This is a genomic window from Bradyrhizobium sp. (genome assembly GCF_016462955.1).
In the GTDB taxonomy this organism is placed as follows: domain Bacteria; phylum Pseudomonadota; class Alphaproteobacteria; order Rhizobiales; family Xanthobacteraceae; genus Bradyrhizobium.
This window is the reverse complement of sequence record NZ_JAEMSD010000004.1, coordinates 19745-38348: the sequence shown is the minus strand read 5'-3', so window position 1 is coordinate 38348 and position 18604 is coordinate 19745. Positions and strand designations below refer to the sequence as shown.

16 protein-coding genes are annotated in these 18604 nt (G+C 62.3%); 8 read left to right on the top strand and 8 right to left on the bottom strand.

The genetic code is table 11. The features are described 5' to 3' along the window. Nucleotides 1-32 precede the first annotated feature (32 nt). Entirely contained in the window at nt 33-989 is a 957-nt protein-coding gene (locus tag JHD07_RS01065; protein ID WP_291618080.1) for an alpha/beta hydrolase, read from the bottom strand. A 292-nt stretch (nt 990-1281) separates the two neighbouring features. On the opposite strand from JHD07_RS01065, the gene JHD07_RS01060 reads away from it, so the two are divergent. From JHD07_RS01060 to JHD07_RS01030, 7 genes are all read left to right on the top strand, one after another. Further along, nucleotides 1282-1947 carry a sensor histidine kinase gene (locus JHD07_RS01060; RefSeq protein WP_291618078.1) on the top strand — a complete coding sequence of 222 codons (666 nt, stop codon included), beginning with the start codon at nt 1282-1284 and terminating at the stop codon, nt 1945-1947. Between the two features lie 97 nt (nt 1948-2044). Continuing rightward, nucleotides 2045-2734: a VOC family protein gene (locus JHD07_RS01055; RefSeq protein ID WP_291618076.1), complete on the top strand. Its 690-nt coding sequence runs from the start codon at nt 2045-2047 to the stop codon at nt 2732-2734. 243 nt (nt 2735-2977) lie between these two features. Beyond that, on the top strand, nt 2978-4291 hold the full coding sequence (locus JHD07_RS01050; RefSeq protein ID WP_291618074.1) for an epoxide hydrolase family protein: 1314 nt from the start codon (nt 2978-2980) through the stop codon (nt 4289-4291). A 25-nt stretch (nt 4292-4316) separates the two neighbouring features. After that, nucleotides 4317-5165 (top strand): enoyl-CoA hydratase/isomerase family protein, encoded by an 849-nt coding sequence (locus JHD07_RS01045; protein WP_291618072.1) that lies wholly within the window; start codon nt 4317-4319, stop codon nt 5163-5165. Nucleotides 5166-5227: 62 nt separating this feature from the next. Further along, nucleotides 5228-5698 carry a (2Fe-2S)-binding protein gene (locus JHD07_RS01040; protein ID WP_291618070.1) on the top strand — a complete coding sequence of 157 codons (471 nt, stop codon included), beginning with the start codon at nt 5228-5230 and terminating at the stop codon, nt 5696-5698. A 2-nt stretch (nt 5699-5700) separates the two neighbouring features. Further along, complete coding sequence (locus tag JHD07_RS01035) at nt 5701-7869, top strand: xanthine dehydrogenase family protein molybdopterin-binding subunit (RefSeq protein ID WP_291618067.1); 2169 nt, start codon at nt 5701-5703, stop codon at nt 7867-7869. 33 nt (nt 7870-7902) lie between these two features. Then, on the top strand, nt 7903-8349 hold the full coding sequence (locus JHD07_RS01030; RefSeq protein ID WP_291618065.1) for a cupin domain-containing protein: 447 nt from the start codon (nt 7903-7905) through the stop codon (nt 8347-8349). 506 nt (nt 8350-8855) lie between these two features. Here the strand turns inward: JHD07_RS01030 and JHD07_RS01025 are convergent. The 7 genes from JHD07_RS01025 to JHD07_RS00990 form a co-directional block, all read right to left on the bottom strand. Then, entirely contained in the window at nt 8856-11360 is a 2505-nt protein-coding gene (locus JHD07_RS01025) for a glucose/quinate/shikimate family membrane-bound PQQ-dependent dehydrogenase (RefSeq protein ID WP_291618063.1), read from the bottom strand. Between the two features lie 690 nt (nt 11361-12050). After that, nucleotides 12051-14270, bottom strand: coding sequence for a trehalose-6-phosphate synthase (locus JHD07_RS01020; RefSeq protein WP_291618111.1), 2220 nt, complete (start codon nt 14268-14270; stop codon nt 12051-12053). Nucleotides 14271-14828: 558 nt separating this feature from the next. Then, nucleotides 14829-15188 carry a BA14K family protein gene (locus JHD07_RS01015; RefSeq protein ID WP_291618061.1) on the bottom strand — a complete coding sequence of 120 codons (360 nt, stop codon included), beginning with the start codon at nt 15186-15188 and terminating at the stop codon, nt 14829-14831. Between the two features lie 146 nt (nt 15189-15334). Beyond that, on the bottom strand, nt 15335-15610 hold the full coding sequence (locus JHD07_RS01010; protein WP_291618059.1) for a DUF5985 family protein: 276 nt from the start codon (nt 15608-15610) through the stop codon (nt 15335-15337). Next, complete coding sequence (locus JHD07_RS01005) at nt 15611-15868, bottom strand: DUF5985 family protein (protein ID WP_291618057.1); 258 nt, start codon at nt 15866-15868, stop codon at nt 15611-15613. Between the two features lie 2 nt (nt 15869-15870). Further along, the gene (locus tag JHD07_RS01000; protein WP_291618055.1) at nt 15871-16242 is read right to left on the bottom strand and encodes a hypothetical protein; all 372 of its coding nucleotides are present in this window, start codon (nt 16240-16242) and stop codon (nt 15871-15873) included. Between the two features lie 702 nt (nt 16243-16944). After that, nucleotides 16945-17580 carry a Crp/Fnr family transcriptional regulator gene (locus tag JHD07_RS00990; protein WP_291618053.1) on the bottom strand — a complete coding sequence of 212 codons (636 nt, stop codon included), beginning with the start codon at nt 17578-17580 and terminating at the stop codon, nt 16945-16947. 403 nt (nt 17581-17983) lie between these two features. On the opposite strand from JHD07_RS00990, the gene JHD07_RS00985 reads away from it, so the two are divergent. Next, a partial coding sequence (locus tag JHD07_RS00985) for a cache domain-containing protein (protein WP_291618051.1) occupies nt 17984-18604 on the top strand: 621 nt, incomplete at its 3' end.

Here is an 18604-nt window from a genome sequence, read left to right as displayed (position 1 = left end):
TGCAGACGCGGCGTGGATTACGCCGCTGGTGGTCAGCCCTTTTGCCCTTCGAGCCGTGCAAGAAAGTCGCGGACCAAGGTGGCAATCTCGTCGGTCGCTTCATCCAGTGCGAAGTGGCCGGCTTCCAGGATGTGGACTTCCGCAGTCGGGACATCGTCGCGATAGGCGCTCGCGCCGGCAACCGTGAAGGAGGGATCGTACTTGCCCCACGTCACCAGGATCGGAGGTTGCGTCCTGCGCAGCCAATCCTGCCATTGCGGGTAGGACGCGACATTGGTTCGGTAGTCCAGGAACAACCTCGTCTGGATCTCAGGCTGTCCGGGACGCGTGAGAAAGGCGTATTCATCGAGCCAAGCGTCCGGATCGTAGCGCTCGGGATGTGGGCTCGAGCCGAGGTGGCGCTGACGCGTCGCCTCGAGAGACGTGAAGTTCGCCTTGAGCGCCTCGAGTTCATGCGCGGGATTGGCCCAGTATTTGCGACGTGCTTCCCAGAGCGGGCTCAAACCCTGCTCGTGTGCAACAGCGTTCTGGATGATCATAGCGCGCACACGTTCCGGATGGTCCAGTGCCATGCGGAAGCCCACCGGACCACCATAGTCCTGCATCAGGAGAACGTAGCTGGTGAGACCGAGCCTGGTCGTGAGTTCGCCGATCACGCCGGAGATGTTGTCGAAGGTGTAGGTGAAATCGGAAGGCGATGGCGCGCTGCTGTTGCCGAAGCCGGGATAATCGGGCGCGATCAGATGGTATCGGTCCGCAAGCAGGGGCAACAACGGTTCCCACATCCGCGAGGAGGAAGGGAAGCCGTGCAGCAGGAGCACGGTCGGCGCGTCTGGCGGGCCGGCTTCGCGATAGAAGACCTTGAGGCCGCCTATATCGACCGTGTGATAGCTTATCGTACGGCGGCTCGACCGCAGATCGTGGGCCGAAGCCTGCACGGTCGCGCAAGCCAGGGCCGCTGAGAGGGCGAGGGTCGCTGGAATGCTCATGTCATCGCTCCGATGTCGCGAGCGCAATCTGCACCCGAAGCGGCCTGTTAGCTCGTTAAGTATTGTTAGGCGTTGAGAGCGAGACCCGGAACCCAGCCTTTTTGCTATAACGTGAGCAGCTTATCGCGCCGCCGCGACAATTCGTCAGCACGGTCGAGGTCGCCGCAGGAGAGTCCGATTTGGATTGCGTCCGCGCCGATCATAACAGAATCTCGCAACGTCTAACGAGCCAAACCCACGCTGCGCAGCCAGTATGAGGCTCACGCCAGTTCCAACCAACGGGGAGGCTATCATGTCCGCCATCGGCTCCATTCCGAACGGCAGTACCGTTCGATCTCAGTTTGCTTCCGGCCTTGAGGATCAATCGCGAGATTGGGAGCTCGTGCTGCAGGAATCCCATCACCGCATGAAGAACACGCTGACACTGCTGGGCGCCTCGGTCCGCCGCGACTTCACCCGCGCCGGCAGCCGGGACGTTTCGGGAGCGGTGGATCGGTTCGAGCGGCGAATCTGCGCCTTTGGCAGGCTCTACCAACTGCTTTCTAACCGCGACGAGCCGTCCGTGTCCGTCGCGACCTTCTTTGAGAACCTTTGCGAAGCACTTTCGGCAGCGGTCTTGGAGCCCGCCGGAGTCCGCTGCGAGGCTTTGGTCGAAGGCGGCGTTCTGCCGGCGTCACAATGTCATCGGCTTGCGCTGATGATTACCGAACTGGTCACGAATGCGGCGAAACACGCCTTCCCGAACAAGAATGAGGCGTTCATCCGGATCGAGATCGTCCCCCGAGATGGCGCATGGATCTGCACGGTGGCCGACAACGGCATTGGTGCGACAGGTCAGCTCCGGGGCACCGGCAGCCGTATCCTGGAAGGGCTTGCGCGCAGCATTCACGCTCGCCTGAACGGCGAAGCGGGGGAGGGCGGCACTCGGATCTCCATCGAAATGCCGGCTACCGCCTGAAGATAGACGGCTCTCACGCTGCGCCACAACACTAAGAGCAAACTGATAGTGCAACAGCGGGTTCGGCTTTCGGCCCGCCTTACATCGGGAGTTCGACATGGCAAAACTTGAAATTGATCGCGAGGCAGAGAAAAGGACCCCGGCATCGCATAGCGCTGATCTGAAGCTCGAAGTCGTCGTAATTCCGGTGTCCGACGTTGACCGCTCCAAGGCGTTCTACGAGCGTCTCGGCTGGCGACTGGATGCCGATTTCGCCTCCGGCGATGGATGGCGCGTGGTCCAGTTCACACCGCCGGGCTCTGCCTGCTCGGTGATCTTCGGCCGCAATGTCACGTCAGCACCGCCGGGCTCGACACGCGGTCTGTATCTGATCGTCTCCGAACTCGAGACCGCAAGGAATGAGCTGATCGAGCGCGGGATTGCTGTCAGCGAGGCTTTTCATGGCGGCGGCGATGTCCATATTGGCGCCGATGACCCCTATCTCTTCGGCAGCGTCCGGATCGGCGGCGTCGATCCGCAGCGCGGCAGCTACAGCTCGTTCGCCTCCTTCAGCGATCCTGACGGAAATGGCTGGTTCTTGCAGGAGGTAACCACGCGACTGCCCGGTCGCATCGAGAGCAACGGAGCGACATTTGCCTCGACGGCCGACCTGGCTGCGGCATTGCGTCGTGCAGCGGCGGCGCATGGCGAGCACGAGAAACGCACTGGCTTGCGCGACGAGAACTGGCCCGACTGGTACGCCGAGTACATCGCGCACGAGCAGGCCGGCCAGTCACTGCCATCATAGAAAAGGCGAGAGCATCTCCTGCCCACGGCGCACGGCGGCTCACTGTCGTGCGCCGTTTCGCGTTGCATCGCCTGAAGCAATGTCGCCGCTCGTCCTGATCGCGCACCCTCGCAAAGGCTAACGAGGTCTAACAACCGATAACTCGCCAAGCAACAGGGGCTGGGTCAATCTCCATGCACGACGCAACGATGGCCCGATATCGAGATCGGCCATCGCCACCGACCATAGCAAGGGAGATCCGCAATGACCACGCAGGCACGCGCCGACATCTTCAACCCCGATCGCCGTCAACTGTTGGGCCAGGCCGCGATGGGAGCCGTTGCCGCCGGTGTATCGAGCCTGCTGCCGCTGCATCCGGCGAAGGCTGCCGCGAGCGAGGAGATCCATCCGTTCCGCGTCAACGTGCCCAAGGAGGACCTGCTCGACCTGCGCCGTCGCCTGGCAGCAACGCGCTGGCCGGATCGCGAGATCGTCACGGACCAGTCGCAAGGTGTGCAGCTGAGAACAGTGCAGCAACTCGTGCGCTATTGGCAGAGCGATTACGACTGGCGCAAGATCGAAGCGCGGTTGAACGCCCTGCCGCAATTCGTCACCGAGATCGACGGCGTCGACATCCATTTCATTCACGTCCGCTCGCGGCACGAAAACGCGCTGCCGATGATCGTCACGCATGGATGGCCCGGCTCGATTATCGAGCAGATCAAGATCATCGATCCGCTCACCGATCCGACTGCGCACGGCGGGCACGCCAGGGACGCATTCGATCTGGTCATTCCCTCGCTGCCCGGTCACGGCTTCTCCGGCAAGCCGACCACGCTCGGCTGGGATCCGCAGCGTATCGCGCGCGCCTGGATCGTGCTGATGAAGCGTCTCGGTTACACCCGCTACGTGGCGCAAGGCGGTGATTGGGGCAATGCGGTCACCGAACAGATGGCGCTGATCGCGCCGCCGGAGCTGCTCGGCATCCACACCAACATGCCCGCCACCGTCCCCGACGATATCGCCAAGGCACTTCAGCCGGGCGGAACGCGACCGGCGAACCTCTCGGCGGAGGAGCGCATCGCCTACGATCAGCTCGACGATTTCTACAAGCACGGCCTCGGCTATGCGATCGAGATGTCCAACCGGCCGCAGACGCTTTACGGCTTGGTCGACTCGCCCGCGGGCCTCGCGTCCTGGATACTCGACCATGATGCGCGTAGCGCCGCGATGATCGCGCGCGTCTTCGACGGCAAGACGGAAGGCCTGTCGCGGAACGATGTGATCGACAACATCACGCTCTACTGGCTCACCAACACCGCGGTCTCGTCGGCGCGGCTCTATTGGGAGAACAAGCTGGTGTTCTTCGCGCCAAAGCACGTGCAGATTCCCGTCGCCGTCAGCGTCTTTCCCGACGAGATCTATGCAGCGCCGCGCAGCTGGGCCGAGAAAGCCTATCCGAGGCTGATGCACTACAACCGTCTCGACAAGGGCGGTCACTTCGCAGCCTGGGAGCAGCCCGCATTGTTCACGGCGGAGATTCGCACCGCATTCCGCCCACTGCGCCAGTCAATCTGAAACGGCATAGATCAGGAGTGAGACCATGAACCGTCCCGAACGTGGATTTGCGACCGACGAGATCCGCCTTGAACGCCGGCTGCCGACCTACTGGCGTGTCACCTTCGACATGCCGCCCGTCAATATCTTCGGCCCCAGGCATCTTCCGCTGCTCAGCGACATTGTCACCGCGATTGAGACCGATCCGCAAGTGAAGGTGGTGGTGTTCGACAGCGCCGTCAAAGGATTCTTCATCACGCATTACGATTTCCTCGCACCGCTGGAGGAATCGCTTGCCGTTCCGCCCGGACCGACGGGTCTGCCGTCGCTGCCCGACACCCTGGTGCGGCTCAGCCGCGCGCCTGTCGTCTCCATCGCTTCGATCCGCGGCCGCGCAACAGGTGTCGGCAGCGAGCTCGCGCTCGCCTGCGACATGCGCTTTGCCAGCCGCGAGAAGGCGATCCTGTCGCAATGGGAGGTCGGCGCGGGCCTCGTGCCGGGCGGAGGACCGATGGCGCGATTGCCACGCCTGATGGGCCGTGGCCGCGCGCTCGAGGTTCTACTGAGCGCCGACGACGTCCACGGTGATCTGGCCGAACGATATGGCTATGTGAACCGATCCTTGCCGGATGCCGAGCTCGACGGCTTCGTTGAGGCGCTCGCGATGCGTATCGCGACGTTCGACAAGGACGCCATCGCCGAGACAAAGCGCCTCGTCGATATTGCGAGCCTGCCGCCCGATGTCGAGATCAAGCCCGAGTGGGACGCGTTCCTGGCCTCGCTCGCACGCCCCGCAGCTCAGAGCCGCATCAAGGCGCTCATGGGGCGCGGCTTTCACCGCCCCGGCGACGTCGAGACTCGACTCGGTTTCCACGTCGGCCAGCTGGGCGGATGAATCAACGGTCCCGCGCGCGACCGCATGTCGTGCCCGTTTTGCCAGAATACAAGGAGGATCACATGAGCTTCACGATCGATGTAAACGGAATCCCTCGCAGCGTCGACGTCGATGGCGACACCCCGTTGCTCTGGGTGTTGCGCGACGTGCTCGGCATGACCGGCACGAAATTCGGCTGCGGCATGGCATTGTGCGGAGCGTGCACGGTCCATCTCGACGGCGCGGCGGTCCGCTCCTGTATCACCACTGTCGATAGCATCGGCGAGGGCAAGGTCACCACGATTGAAGCGATCGGCGGGACGCCGGCAGGCGCGAAGATGCAGAAAGCCTGGCTCGAGCACGAAGTGCCGCAATGTGGCTATTGCCAGTCCGGCCAGATCATGTCGGCCTCGGCGCTGCTCGCGGACAAGCCTCACCCGACCGACGCGGATATCGATGATGCCATGAGCGGCAACATCTGCCGCTGTGGGACGTATGTCCGCATTCGCGAGGCGATCAAGCTTGCCGCCGGATCGCAAGTGAAGGAGCGTTGATCATGACATCGAATCCCACGGCGTCTCACGCCTCTGCCACGCTGTCCCGTCGCAACTTTTTGGTGAAGACGGCCCTGGCCGGCGGTGGCCTGGTGTTGAGCTTGAGCTTGCCCTTCGGCGAGAGCAAAAGCTCCTCCGCCGCGACGTTTGAGCCGAACGCCTTTATCCGGATCGGCCCTGACGGTGAGGTGGTCCTGACCATGCCGTATGTCGAAATGGGGCAAGGCACCTACACCTCCATTCCGATGCTGATTGCCGAAGAGTTGGAGGTCGGCCTCGACCAGGTCCGGCTCGAACATGCGCCGCCCAACGAAAAGCTCTATGCCAACCCGCTGCTGGGTGTGCAGGCGACCGGCAATTCGAACGCGATCCGTGGCGCCTGGAAGCCGTTGCGGGAAGCCGGCGCAACCGCGCGGATCATGCTGATCGAAGCAGCCGCGCGGCGCTGGGGCGTCGATGCAGGACACTGCCGCGCCGAGGCAGGCGAGGTTCTCCATGCGCCGAGCGGGCGCCGCCTCAAATATGGTGAGCTCGCCGCCGACGCTGCGACGATCGCTCCGCCCGCCAAAGTGGTTCTCAAGAATGCGGATGAGTTCAAGTTGATCGGCACGCCGGTGCGTCGGCTGGACGTCTCGGGCAAGGTGAACGGTTCCGCCCTCTACGGAATTGACGTGCGGCTACCCGGGCTGAAGATCGCGACATTGGCTCAATCGCCGGTGTTCGGCGGCAGACTGAAGAAGGTGGATGACAGTGCGGCGATGGCCATCAAAGGCGTGCGCCAGATCGTCCGGCTCGATGATGCGGTTGCCGTCGTTGCGGATCACATGGGCGCGGCCAAGAAGGGTCTGGCGGCGCTCAAGATCGAGTGGGAGGACGGGCCCCATGCCGGTCTCACCACGCAGGACATCGCCCGCGAGCTTGAGGACGCCACTCTGAAGTCCGGTCCCGTTGCGCAAAACATCGGCGACGCTGCGAAGGCGTTGGCCGGCGCCTCGACCCGGGTCCAGGCGAGCTATCACCTGCCATTTCTGGCACACGCAACGATGGAGCCGATGAACTGCACGGTCCACTTCCGCGGCCACGAGTGCGAGATCTGGGTCGGCACGCAGGCGATCGCAAGAGTCCAGGCGATGGCAGCGAAGGCAGCCGGCCTGCCGCCCGACAAGGTCACCGTTCACAATCATCTGATCGGCGGAGGCTTTGGGCGCCGCCTCGAGGCCGATGGCGCGGTACGTGCCGTCGAGATCGCCAAGCAAGTCGATGGTCCCGTGAAGGTCGTGTGGACGCGCGAAGAGGACATCCAACACGACATGTACCGTCCCTATTGGGTCGACCGCATCGAGGCCGGTCTCGACGAGAGCGGTAGACCCGTGGCATGGACCAACCGCTTCGCCGGCTCCTCCGTGATCGCGCGGTGGCTTCCGCCCGCATTCAGGAATGGGCTCGATCCCGACACGACGGAAGGCGCGATCGACCTCGTCTATTCGCTTCCGAACGTCCATGTCGAATATGTTCGCGTCGAACCGCCGGGCATTAAGACGGCTTTCTGGCGCAGCGTCGGTCCCTCGCACAACGTATTCGTCACCGAAAGCTTCATCGATGAATTGGCAGCGGCGGCGAGGCAGGATGCGGTCGCCTATCGCCGTGCGTTACTAGACCACAACCCGCGTGCGAAGGCTGTGCTCGATCTTGCCGCGGAAAAGGCGGGATGGGGCACACCATTGCCCCCGGGACGAGGCCGGGGCGTCGCCCTGCAAAATGTGTTCGGAAGCCATCTCGCGCAGGTTGCCGAGGTCGAGGTTGCCAAGGACGGATCGGTGCGAGTGCACCGCGTCGTGTGCGCCATGGACTGCGGCATCGTGGTCAATCCCGACACAGTGCAGGCGCAGATCCAGAGCGGCGTCATGTTCGGCGTCACCGCGGCCCTTTACGGTGAGATTACGTTAAAGAGCGGTCGCGTCGAACAGACTAATTTCGATACCTATCAGATGCTGCGCATCGACCAGGCGCCGGCCATCGAGGTCTACCTCGTAAAGTCGACGGAGCCTCCCGGTGGAATGGGTGAGGCCGGAACCTCGGGCATCGTACCGGCCGTGGCGAACGCGATTTTTGCAGCCACTGGCAGGCGATTGCGCAACATGCCGATCGACCCCGACGCGCTCAAGACCTGACTGCCTCAAGCACATCTCGGCAAAGGAGACCAAATGCATCAGCCTGATGAAGACAGATTTCGGGCTGTCCTGCCCGAGGATATCGCGTGGAAGCCGTTTCCAGCCTTTCCGCCGGGCGCGCGGCTGGCTGTCATGGTCGGCCATCCGGCTGAACCTGGTCCCTACGTGGTCCGAGTGAAAGTGCCCGGCGGCACGAAGTTGATGCCGCACAAGCATCCGGAGGATCGGATCTACACGGTGATGTCCGGCGTCTTCTACATAGGGCTCGGCGAGACCTTCGACGGCGGCAAGGTGAAGGCCTATCCGCCGGGCACCGTCCTCGTGCTGCCCGGTGAGACCTGGCATTTCCATTGGGCAAAGTCCGGCGAATACGTCACGCAGGTGTCCGCGATCGGCCCGCTCGGCCTCGAATATCGCGACAATCATGATGATCCGCGCCTCGCCGGCCTAACTGGAAACGGGCGTCGAGATCACCAATAGCGGCAGCGATGGCTCTCTCGCTGGGGCGCGCCAACGGTCGTCGAGAATATGAATACGACAAATCGCCAGCGTGCTTGGAGACGATATCCCTGTCGAGTTGGAATTTTGCAGCTGGCTCGGGAGTTGTCTCGCGATTGTATCACGCGCCTGTACCACAGGAGTGTCTACGTGCGCGTGGTCCAACATGTCTTCAGTCGTGGCGCGGTTTACCGGTGGCGTGGCGGCTCCTCACGAAAGCCGGGGAAGAGGACGCGTGCCGATTGCGATCAGCGTGAGAACGCAGGGACCTTTCCAAGGCGCGCACCGGCTCACGTTGCCGCGACATGCCAGAGCGCAGGAGAAGGACAAGTAGATGCCGAGCAGTATCACCGGGATCGATATGAGGCATGTCGGCTGCGGCGCGTGGCTTGACTGATGAAGACATCGAGGGTGTCGCAATGTACTACAACGCACTCAGATAAATGGGCGAGGAGGCTGTCGGCCGATCTTGCGGTGAAGGGGAGGGGTCAGTTCTTGGGCAAAGCGTATGCGATCACCGCATCGCCCCGCTTAGTCCCGAGCGAACCGTGCCCGCCCGCGACGACCAGGACGAACTGACGTCCATCGGCGCCGAGGTAGGTCATCGGCGTAGCTTGCCCTCCAGCCGGCAGCCGGCCCTCCCAGATCTGCTCGCCCGTGCTCACGTCGTAGGCACGCAGATAATAGTCGAGCGTGCCCGAAAGGAAGGCGATGCCTCCAGCCGTGAGGATAGGCCCCCCGAGGTTTGGCACGCCCATTTTGAACGGGATTGGAAGCGGCATGAGATCCCTGACCGTGCCGTTCTTGTGCTGCCAGAGCACGTTCCCGGTGGTGAGGTCCGCAGCGCCCACATATCCCCACGGCGGAGCCTGGCAGGGCAATCCGAGCGGCGAAGTGAAGGCCGACAGCTTCACTGCGAACGGAGCGCCGAAGTTCTCATTCAGCGCCGGAAGGCTATTGTCAGGTCTGTTGCTGCCCTGGACATACATCGTCCGATCGTCGACGCGCGGCACGAGTTGAGACACGAACGCAAGCGAGGCGGGCGTTACGAACGCGATCTGTCGCTGCGGGTCGACGGCAATGCCGCCCCAATTGAATACCCCGAAGTTGCCGGGATGAATCAGCGATCCATCGGTGGACGGAGGCGTGAAGCGTCCGTCGTATCGCAGGCGGCGAAACTGGATACGGCAGGCGAGCTGATCGAACAGCGTCGCCCCCCACATGCTGGCACCGTTGAGCGGTGCCGGATTGAATGACAACGCGGACACCGGCTGCGTTGGCGCCGTGTGATCTCCCTTGGCCGCACCTTGCGGCGCGCGCGTTTCCGTGACCGGGAGCACCGGGCTTCCGTTCCGCCGATCCAGCACAAAGATTTCGCCCTGCTTTGTCGGCTGGACCAAGGCCGGAACGGTCTGTCCCTTGATCGTCAGGTCGATCAGCGTAGGCTGCGAGGGGACGTCGTAATCCCAGAGGTCGTGGTGCACCGTTTGGAACGCCCAGCGCACCTTGCCCGTGGCGACTTCCAGAGCGACGACCGAAGAGGAGAATCGCTCGACGCTTTCGCTTCGGTTGCCGCCCCATTGATCGGGCGGCTGATTGCCGAGCGGCACGTAGACGAGCCCGAGCGCTTCATCGACGCTCATGATCGACCAGCTGTTGGGCGAATTGGCCGTGTAGGTCTGACCTGGCGGAAGCGGCGTCGTCCGGTCGGGGTTGCCGGAATCCCAGGCCCAAACCAGATCGCCCGTCAGAATGTCAAAGCCACGAATCACACCGGATTGCTCCTTGGTGGAGACGTTGTCGAGCACCGTGCCGCCTACGATCACCAGGCCGCCTGCGACAACCACCGGCGAGGTGGAGTAGTAGGCGCCGGGCCGCACATTCGGCATGTTGGCCCATAGATTGATCTGGCCGGTGCCCCTGCCAAAGTCGCGGCACACCGCTCCACTGTTCGGATCGAGCGCGATCAATCGGCCATCCGCCGTGGGCATGAACAGCTTCGCCGTGCAGTTCGCGGTCGGCACGCCGTCCGCCGCGGCAATCGGCATGTCGGGGACCGGCTTGTTGGTAGCCGCCTCCGGAGCAGCTGCGGTATCGACAGCATTCCTGGCGGGAGTCTGGTTCGCATCGAAAGCGCCGGGATAGTAGGACAGCCCGCGGCAGGTGAGATGCTGAAGGGCGAGCTTGTCGAGAATCTTCGGGTCATAGCGCCAGATCTCCGTTCCGGTAGTCGCGTCCAAGGCAATGACCGACTGATGCGGCGTGCAGAGATAAAGCCGATCGCCGATCTTCAGAGGCGTTACTTCAAACGTCGTCTCTTCGGGATCGCCGGGTCGCCCTCGCATGTCGCCGGTATGATAGGTCCAGGCCACTTGGAGTTTCCCGGCGTTCTGCGGCGTGATCTGATCGAGTGGCGAATAGCGCTGGCCACGTCCGGCGCGCCCGTAGGCGTGCCACTCACCTGGCGGCACATCCTGCGCTGCTACAGCCGCCGGGTCCGGCGTTGCTTTGGAGACGGAAGTCGTCTTTGCCACCAAGCGATGCGGATCAGTCGTCCAAGACGCGGCAGCCACCAGGAGCGCCGCGCATAGCACGATCGACAGTGCCAATCCGCCGCCACGCCATGCGGATCCCTGACGAAGTCGAGACGATGCGGAGCCCCTCCGGGCCAAGCTACCAGCAATCCAGGGGGTCAACAGGATTGCGCCGATGACGAAGATGATGCTGCCGCGCGCGGCCAGCGGCCACCAGTCCAGGCCGACCTCCCACAGCGACCAAACCAGGGTGCCCGCGGTAACGAAGCAGAAGACCCACAACGCCCGTTCGTCGCGGCGAAACAGGAGGATCGAGCTTGCCAGAAACGCGAGGCCAGACAGGGCGTAGTACCAGGATCCGCCAAGGGCGATCAGCCAGAGACCCCCGGCCATCAAGGCGACGCCCATCGCGAGGAGCACAACCGCAAGCGTCATGAGAATGACGTTTCGAAGCACCATACTTGCCACCTTTAAGCCCGGAGAGCGCTCGCTAAGCGCAGCACTGCCATCAAGAAGCGCGGTGCGCTGCTGCCCGAACAGGCCGGACAGTCACGCGACGGCGCACATTCACGCGACGGCAACGTGGGCGTCGTCGGGACGTTCCTTGGCTCCCCTCGTTCCTGCGCAACGCTCATCGGCCGGACGGCAGGGCCCGGGTGTATGGCGAAAGCTGCTGATGCGGCAGTCGGGCCTGCCGGCACCGGCTCCGCCAGCCGCCCTGAATGACGGATGAGGCAAGACGTGGAAGAGTGCGCGTCTGCCTCTGGCGGTCGGCTGCCGCAATCCCGGATACGCGCATCTTGAATTCGAGAATGAACTAGCTGGATAGCAGCCCTGAAATGAACGCTGCGGCGCCAAGGGCAATGACCGACAGAACGATCGGAGGATACAGAACCAGCGCTGCCTCAAAGCGCAAGAACCTCGGGTGTTCGCCAGCACGATTTGGACGTCCAATGAGGACCAGGGTGGCTGCGGCCGCAAGCATCACGGCTCCAATCAAGATGTTCACGCTCGCCTTCCCTCTCTTTGAGCGCGCAGGCGCCCGAGTTGGAGCGTGCGATCATCCGTTCGCCCTGGAAAGGTCGGCCAGTACGCTAACGTACTTACTTTTTCGATCATCTTATCCCGACAGATGCGATCGGGTCGGCTTCAGTCAATGCGAGTTCTGGCGGCCATGCCGAGAACCCGCTCGCGGGTACGGCTTCTCGAAGCATCGAGCAGCATCGCTCCCGCCCAGCGATAGACGTTGTGCTCTTTCACTTGCTGTCGCATCAGGTTCATGCGCTCGGCCCGCTCCTCCAGCGGCATCAAGAGCGCCAGTTCGATCGCCGATGCCATCTCTTCGATGTCGTATGGATTGACGATGAGGGCCTCGGAGAGCTCTCGTGACGCTCCGGTAAAGCTCGACAGGACGAGCACGCCGGCGCCGTCTTCCCGCGAGCTCACGAACTCCTTTGCGACCAGGTTCATTCCGTCGTGCAGGCTGCTGACGACGCAGACATCGGCTGCCCTGAACAGCCGGAACACGTCCGAGGGCTCGTAGTGCTGAACGATCAGATGGATCACGCGCTGACGACCCTGATGCCGTTCGTTTATTTCCGCGGCCAACGCCTCTGCTTCCGCCTGCAATCTCGAATAGGAGCTCAGCTTGCTGCGGGTCGGAGCCGCGACCTGGATGAATGCGAGCCGGTCCGTCCAGGCTGGATTCCGCGACAAGAGCGCGTCGATGGCGCGCATGCGGTCGAGAATGCCTTTGGTATAGTCGAAGCGCTCGACGCCCACGATCAGCCGCGTGCCCTCCGCCAAACCGAATTGCGCGATGACGTCGGACCGGCATTGAACCGCAGCCGGCAGCTTCTCCAGCTCCCTCGGCGGCCATTCGATCGAAATCGGATAGGCGCGTATCCTGGCCTCGTGTCCCCCGACACTGACCGCCTGCACCTCGCGGTCGATCCTGCTCTCCAGAAAGCGGTCGACACCTTCGATGAAGTTGTTGCAGTGAAACTGGGTGTGAAAGCCAACAATCGTGCTGCCGAGTATTCCTTCGATTATCTCCTCCTTCCACGGGCAGATGCTGAAGGTTTCCGCATTCGGCCATGGGATATGCCAGAACGTGATGATCGTTGCCTTCGGCAGGCGCTCACGGATCATCTTCGGAACGAGGGCAAAATGATAGTCTTGGACCAGCACGACGGGATCTTCGGTGCGTGCTTCGGCGACGACTGCGTCCGCAAAGCGCTGATTGATCTGCCGATACAGCTGCCAATCACGCAGCCTGAACGTAGGACGCACGAAAACGATGTGGCACAGCGGCCAGAGACCTTCGTTGGCGAAACCGTAATAGTACCCGTCCTGTTCTTCTTCGGAGATCCATATCCGCCGAAGCGTGTACGCCGGAGCTGCCTCGGGCACGCGAATTCTGTCGTGTTGATCGACCGTCTCACGGTCGGCGCTGCCGCTGCCATGCGCAATCCACGTGCCGCCGCAGGCGCGGATGATCGGCTCCAGCGCGGAGACCAGGCCGCTTGCCGGCCTCTGCACCACGACCTTTCCTCCCGAAGCGTTGTGGATGTATGGCTCACGATTGGCCACGACGATCACTTCGGCCCCCGGTAGTGCCCCATGCAACACTTGCTGCAAGGACTGCGGCGTCCACTCGATCTGACTTGTAAACGGAATGTGCTCGGCATCGCGCAGCAGCTTGTGGATCTCGCGATCGATCGACGAACCACTCAGCTTGGGTCCGACCCTCTGAGCACCGCGACGAACCTCGTCGACCGCCCGCCGCAAGGCGTTCATCCACCCCCTCATCATGATCACGGCGAAGATGATGGTGCCGACGGTCAAGACAAGCACCACTCCGGCGAGTGCCGCGAGGAGATACGCCAATACCTGGCTCGATCTGGCCGCTGCAAAGCTGAGGTCGGTCAGTATGACGAGATAGGAACGCCCACGACTGCTCGCGACAGGAAAGGCCGCGACAAGAACTCGCCGTCCCCCGCTCGTAATGGTCGCGAAGCTGTCGTTCTCGGATCTGGCGAACTTTTCGCACGAGAAGTCCGCCGGCATTTCGGGTGTCGGCGCGACCAACGATCCGCCCGTATCACAAAATCCGACCGCGAGAATCTTCTGGTCGAGCGCCACCCTCTTGAAGAGGTCGGAGAGCCGGGTCCAGGCACGTTCTTCCACGTCAACGCTGAGTAGCGGCTGGATGGCGTTGAAAACCAACTTCGACCTGGCCTCGACATCGCTTCGCGACCATTGCTGCACAATCCCTCCCGTGAACGGAGAGATGCCAAACGCCACGAGTGCCGCTACCGCGAGGCCGAACATGCCGTAACGGAGGAACTGCTTGTACGATATCGGCATCACGCCGCCGCCACCACTTGGTCGGTAGGGGAGTCCCGTCGGCGCGCCGAGCAGCGCGGCTCAAGCCCTGAACGGAATCGTGCCACTAGTGTTGCGCGAGCAGATTGTGCGTCCGGTGAGTGACTGCCATCAGCTGGGACTGATGGGTTGCTGCCTCTCCGGCGCAACGCTGCCGCGCTCGCTATTGCAGGCCAAGCAGATCGTGCGTGCCACCTGCGCTCCCCGGATTGCCAATCGTTCATGCCGATGCGGCGTCTTCTCTTCACAAGACAAGCAGTATGCCTGCGGAACCACAATGAGCGCCGTTCGTTTCGGTTTTCTGATCATGAGAGCCCCCGCGAACACTATCCTTTTCAGGACGCCGGTGGGCAAGCGGCAGCGGGCAGGATCGGCCATCTTTGGTACGAAACTGTACCGGATTTCCTTGCGCGGCCGAGCTGCCATCGATCCTGCCGGGCAAGCCTGCTCCCTACCGGGTATCATGAAGCAGCGACTTGGCAGAGCCGGGTACGGCGGCAAGCGGCCCCCGGGGATCACGCCATCGGGGGCCGGCCAGCATCAGGGGCACCGATGCCGCATTCCGTCGTAGCCGAGATACGTTCCCGAAGCAGGGTCATACGACCGATATCGCTGCGAGCAATATGCATTGGCATCCGCCTGTGCCCGGCTATTGGCGATCGCGCCTCCGATCATCGCGCCGGCAGCGAGACCACCCAGCGCCGCGGCACCGGAGCCATAGTGATGCCCGCGCCATCCACCGTGTCGATGACCCCTGTGGCCATGCCAATTTCGATACTGCACCTGCTGAATTTGAGTGTCCTGCTTGATGGACGCGGGCGACATCGGAGCGGCAAGCGCAGGCGTGCATGCGACCGACATCAATGCCGTCATGGCGAACATGGGCTTCATGGATAACATGGGAAAGATTCCTCTTCTGTTTGCACGATGTGCCAACGAGGAGACGTGTGCTGCGTTCCGAGAATGGGCTGCACAAGCGCGATCGAAAAGCTGTACGCTATTGCACCAAAGGAAGAACGCGTGGATCGCATCTGCAGAACGCGGCTTCACTTCCGCATGCTGGGCAGCGCGTTTTTCCCGGCAATTGAAGGGGCGATCAGGCTGAATGTGACCAGCCGCGGAATGAAGTAGACGGGCTCGCTTGCACTCGTCGTCTGCGCGACCGCCATCAGGAAGCGCGCAACGGTATCGATTGCGAATGCTGCGGCAAAGAACAGGAAAAGAACGTCGCTCGTTTTGCGCCAGAATTTCAGGAAATAGATGCTTGCCATGAGTGATGCGAACGCCGTCGCACCTTCGAGAACAGGAGCGAGATGGTCCATTTACTCGGCCTCCCAAATCATTCCGAGCAGCAGGACCGCCATGGCGAACAAGCCGATCGACGCGCGTATTGCGGAAAGATCGTCTTCCGGAAAGACGACCTTGTCGATCCATAAGGCGCCGTTCTCCAGCGCAAGCGCTGCGAAGCAGACCGCGCTCCACAACAGCAGCTTTGACCCGCTCGCTGAGTAAGCACGAACCAGCAGCCAAGCGCAGAAGCCGCTCGTTATTGCGCAAAGGCTGTAGATGACCGCAGCCATGTTCAGTCCTTTCGGATCCTGAAGGCATCCGAGAATGCCTGTATCCGGCGCGGCTTGGTGTGGATGATATAAGTGATCGGGATGAGGTGCCGTGAATATGCCTTGCGCAGAGCATCGACAGCAGCCCGCAATTCGGGTCGTGGAGCGAATTCGTACAGTGCCGGGCCACCCTCCAGGAAGCCATCTCGCCGGAGCAACGCCAGGGCATCGGCCATCTCTGCCTTGCCCGCGTAAAGACGCTCCGAGAGAGATTCGACGTCCCAGCGCTCACCGGGCCGCTCATAGAGGAAAATAAGTGCCTCGAGTTGCGCCACCGAATGGATGTAGCGACGGACCAGCTCCTCTACGGTATGGGGCAGCTCTTCGTCAGACATCTTCAATCTCAGCCAGCACGGTGCAAGCCCGGCTGTTTAGAAAATACCTAGTCAAGGATCGCGCGCCGGAGGCACGCAAATGAATGACACATGCAAGTTGAGGCGGCGTCATCCGCATGACGCCGCCTCGTGAGGCTGGAGTGGCTCGAGCGTTCTGCTCGAGGCCGGCTCAGTACTTGAATTTTGGCATTGTCTTCAGCTGATCCTTGTTTGCGTTCAGCACCAGGTGATCTGGGTACCAAGTGTCGTTTCGGCTGGACGTTGTCGTTGCGCTTCCCGTCGTGCTTTCCGGATTGGCATTCGCTGCCTTCCCGGGGCGTCACTGGAAGCCGTCCGTGGGCTCCTCAGGTGGTAGATCGTCACCAACTCCCCGCGCGCCTGGAAGTTTGAAAAGCTCGGAAGCGGACCCGCAGGTTTCATCTAACTGACCAACATGAGGCGCGTGCGCATCTTTTGACGAAGCATCGCCCGCGTGACGGACGGATCGCACAGGATGAACTCAACCATGGCTATGACGTCATCCCGAGTGTCTCTGCAGTGGGGACTCTCGTATGCGGCAAGCAGGCGTTGAGCTTCTTCTACGGCGGCCACCAAGACCTCAGCATCCGTTTTCACCTTGACCTCCATCCACTTGACGCCATCCTCGCCAGGATCCCTCGGATCGGTTCGCCGCTCGCGATTGCAGCCGGACGCAGCAGCGGGTTACGAATAAGCCATGCGAACGGGCGGTACCGTACAAGAGCGCTCATGCGCCGACAGGATGACGCTGTGGCAATCACAGGACATTAATCTCAACCGCGCTGCATCCGAAACGACGATCCCAGCCCTTCGGCAGCTGATCACTCCCTCTCGCGCCATCTCTCCCAATGCGACAGTGACCCCTGCGCGCCGGACCGCGAGCGCGTTCGCGATGTAGCTGTGCGTGAAGGGAACTTCTCGCGATCCGAGCCTGTCGCTGGCGACAACTAGCCATCGGGCAAGGCGCTGGTGCAAGGTGTGCCGGGAGTTGCAGGCGGAGAGCTGAGAGCTGTGGATCAGGATCGCCTGCACGTATCCCAGGAGCAGCCTTTCGAGCTCGGCGTCTCGCTTGATCAACGCGATCAACTCGTCGCAATGAATGCGCAGCGCCTGACCTTGGACCTGCACGCTGCACCGATGTGGCGACACGCGCATGCCGAGGATCAACGGCACTCCAACGAAATCTTTCCTTCCGAGTGTGTGGATCTCAACCGGCAAGCAGTCGCCCGCCCGCGTCGTGACCGAACATCCGCCGCTCTCGATGAAGTAGGCAAAACGAAGAGGAATGCCGCGGTCATAGAGTACCTGACGCTTTCCCAACGGTACCCTCTCGCACTTATCGAGCAGGGACTGGCGCGAGCGCTCCGATAGCCGCGAGATTAGTTCGTTGCAGCTGAGGTCGACGCACTGGTCCTGATGAGTCGGCCGTTTCACATCAAACGCATCACTCTCAATAAACGGCCGCATTAATGGATGTTCCATGTCAAGCCCAATTCTGGACCGCAACTACGATTGTCTGTAGCATGGGGCAGATCGGGCGAACCCGGGAGTCAGGGTGACCGTCCGCGCTGTCAGGAAAACCCTGACGACCAGAACACGAAGGAAGCTGCGGGACGTGAGCGTTTCGTTGTCACATTCGGCTCCTGCTCACAGGGAAGCGCGAAGCTCGACTGCACGGAGCGCAGCACGCCGCCCGCTGGCGCTCGTCTTCATTGCAGCAGCGATGCCGCTGGCTCTGTTCGCCGGCTGGGTCGTGTTTCTGAACGCCCAGCAGCAACGCAGTCATTCACAGGCCGCAGCCGTCGAGACTCTCGACAACGTGGTCGGTCGGCTTGCCTCGGAAATCAGCTTGCAGCTCGAAATAGCCGAGACGATCGCGGCCTCCGCTACGCTGGATAAACCAGATCTCGATGCATTCTACCGAGAGGCGACGCGCGTCAATGAGGCGAGGACGCTTTGGGAAACGATTCAGCTGGTCGACGCCGGGGGCAATCAGGTGCTGGACGTGACCCGTCCCCTCGCGGACGGAATGCGGGTGATAGCCGATCGGGAGAACTTCGAGCAGATCCTGAAGACGCGCAAGCCGGCGATCGGCGGAATCGGACCCCCGAGCCCGATCACGGGCAAACGAGTTGTTGCGGTAAGGGCCCCTGTTGAACGCGACGGGCAGTTGAAGTTCGTTCTCACGGTGGCCCTCGTCCCGGACGCGGTGAGCCAGATACTGCAAAGCGCCGGGGCCCCGGCGGGCTGGGTCGGTTTCGTCGTCGATGCGAAGGGTAACATAGTCGCTCGTACCGTCGGCGAGCAATCCGAGCTCGGTCAATCCGCCAGCGCCACCGTGCGC

Coding starts and splice junctions, on each gene's coding strand:
- JHD07_RS01050 (WP_291618074.1), top strand. CDS start 2,978: ATGACCACGCAGGCACGCGCCGACATCTTCAACCCCGATCGCCGTCAA.
- JHD07_RS01030 (WP_291618065.1), top strand. CDS start 7,903: ATGCATCAGCCTGATGAAGACAGATTTCGGGCTGTCCTGCCCGAGGAT.
- JHD07_RS01010 (WP_291618059.1), bottom strand. CDS start 15,610: ATGGACCATCTCGCTCCTGTTCTCGAAGGTGCGACGGCGTTCGCATCA.
- JHD07_RS01035 (WP_291618067.1), top strand. CDS start 5,701: ATGACATCGAATCCCACGGCGTCTCACGCCTCTGCCACGCTGTCCCGT.
- JHD07_RS01065 (WP_291618080.1), bottom strand. CDS start 989: ATGAGCATTCCAGCGACCCTCGCCCTCTCAGCGGCCCTGGCTTGCGCG.
- JHD07_RS01000 (WP_291618055.1), bottom strand. CDS start 16,242: ATGTCTGACGAAGAGCTGCCCCATACCGTAGAGGAGCTGGTCCGTCGC.
- JHD07_RS01040 (WP_291618070.1), top strand. CDS start 5,228: ATGAGCTTCACGATCGATGTAAACGGAATCCCTCGCAGCGTCGACGTC.
- JHD07_RS01015 (WP_291618061.1), bottom strand. CDS start 15,188: ATGTTATCCATGAAGCCCATGTTCGCCATGACGGCATTGATGTCGGTC.
- JHD07_RS01055 (WP_291618076.1), top strand. CDS start 2,045: ATGGCAAAACTTGAAATTGATCGCGAGGCAGAGAAAAGGACCCCGGCA.
- JHD07_RS01005 (WP_291618057.1), bottom strand. CDS start 15,868: ATGGCTGCGGTCATCTACAGCCTTTGCGCAATAACGAGCGGCTTCTGC.
- JHD07_RS01045 (WP_291618072.1), top strand. CDS start 4,317: ATGAACCGTCCCGAACGTGGATTTGCGACCGACGAGATCCGCCTTGAA.
- JHD07_RS01025 (WP_291618063.1), bottom strand. CDS start 11,360: ATGGTGCTTCGAAACGTCATTCTCATGACGCTTGCGGTTGTGCTCCTC.
- JHD07_RS01060 (WP_291618078.1), top strand. CDS start 1,282: ATGTCCGCCATCGGCTCCATTCCGAACGGCAGTACCGTTCGATCTCAG.
- JHD07_RS01020 (WP_291618111.1), bottom strand. CDS start 14,270: ATGCCGATATCGTACAAGCAGTTCCTCCGTTACGGCATGTTCGGCCTC.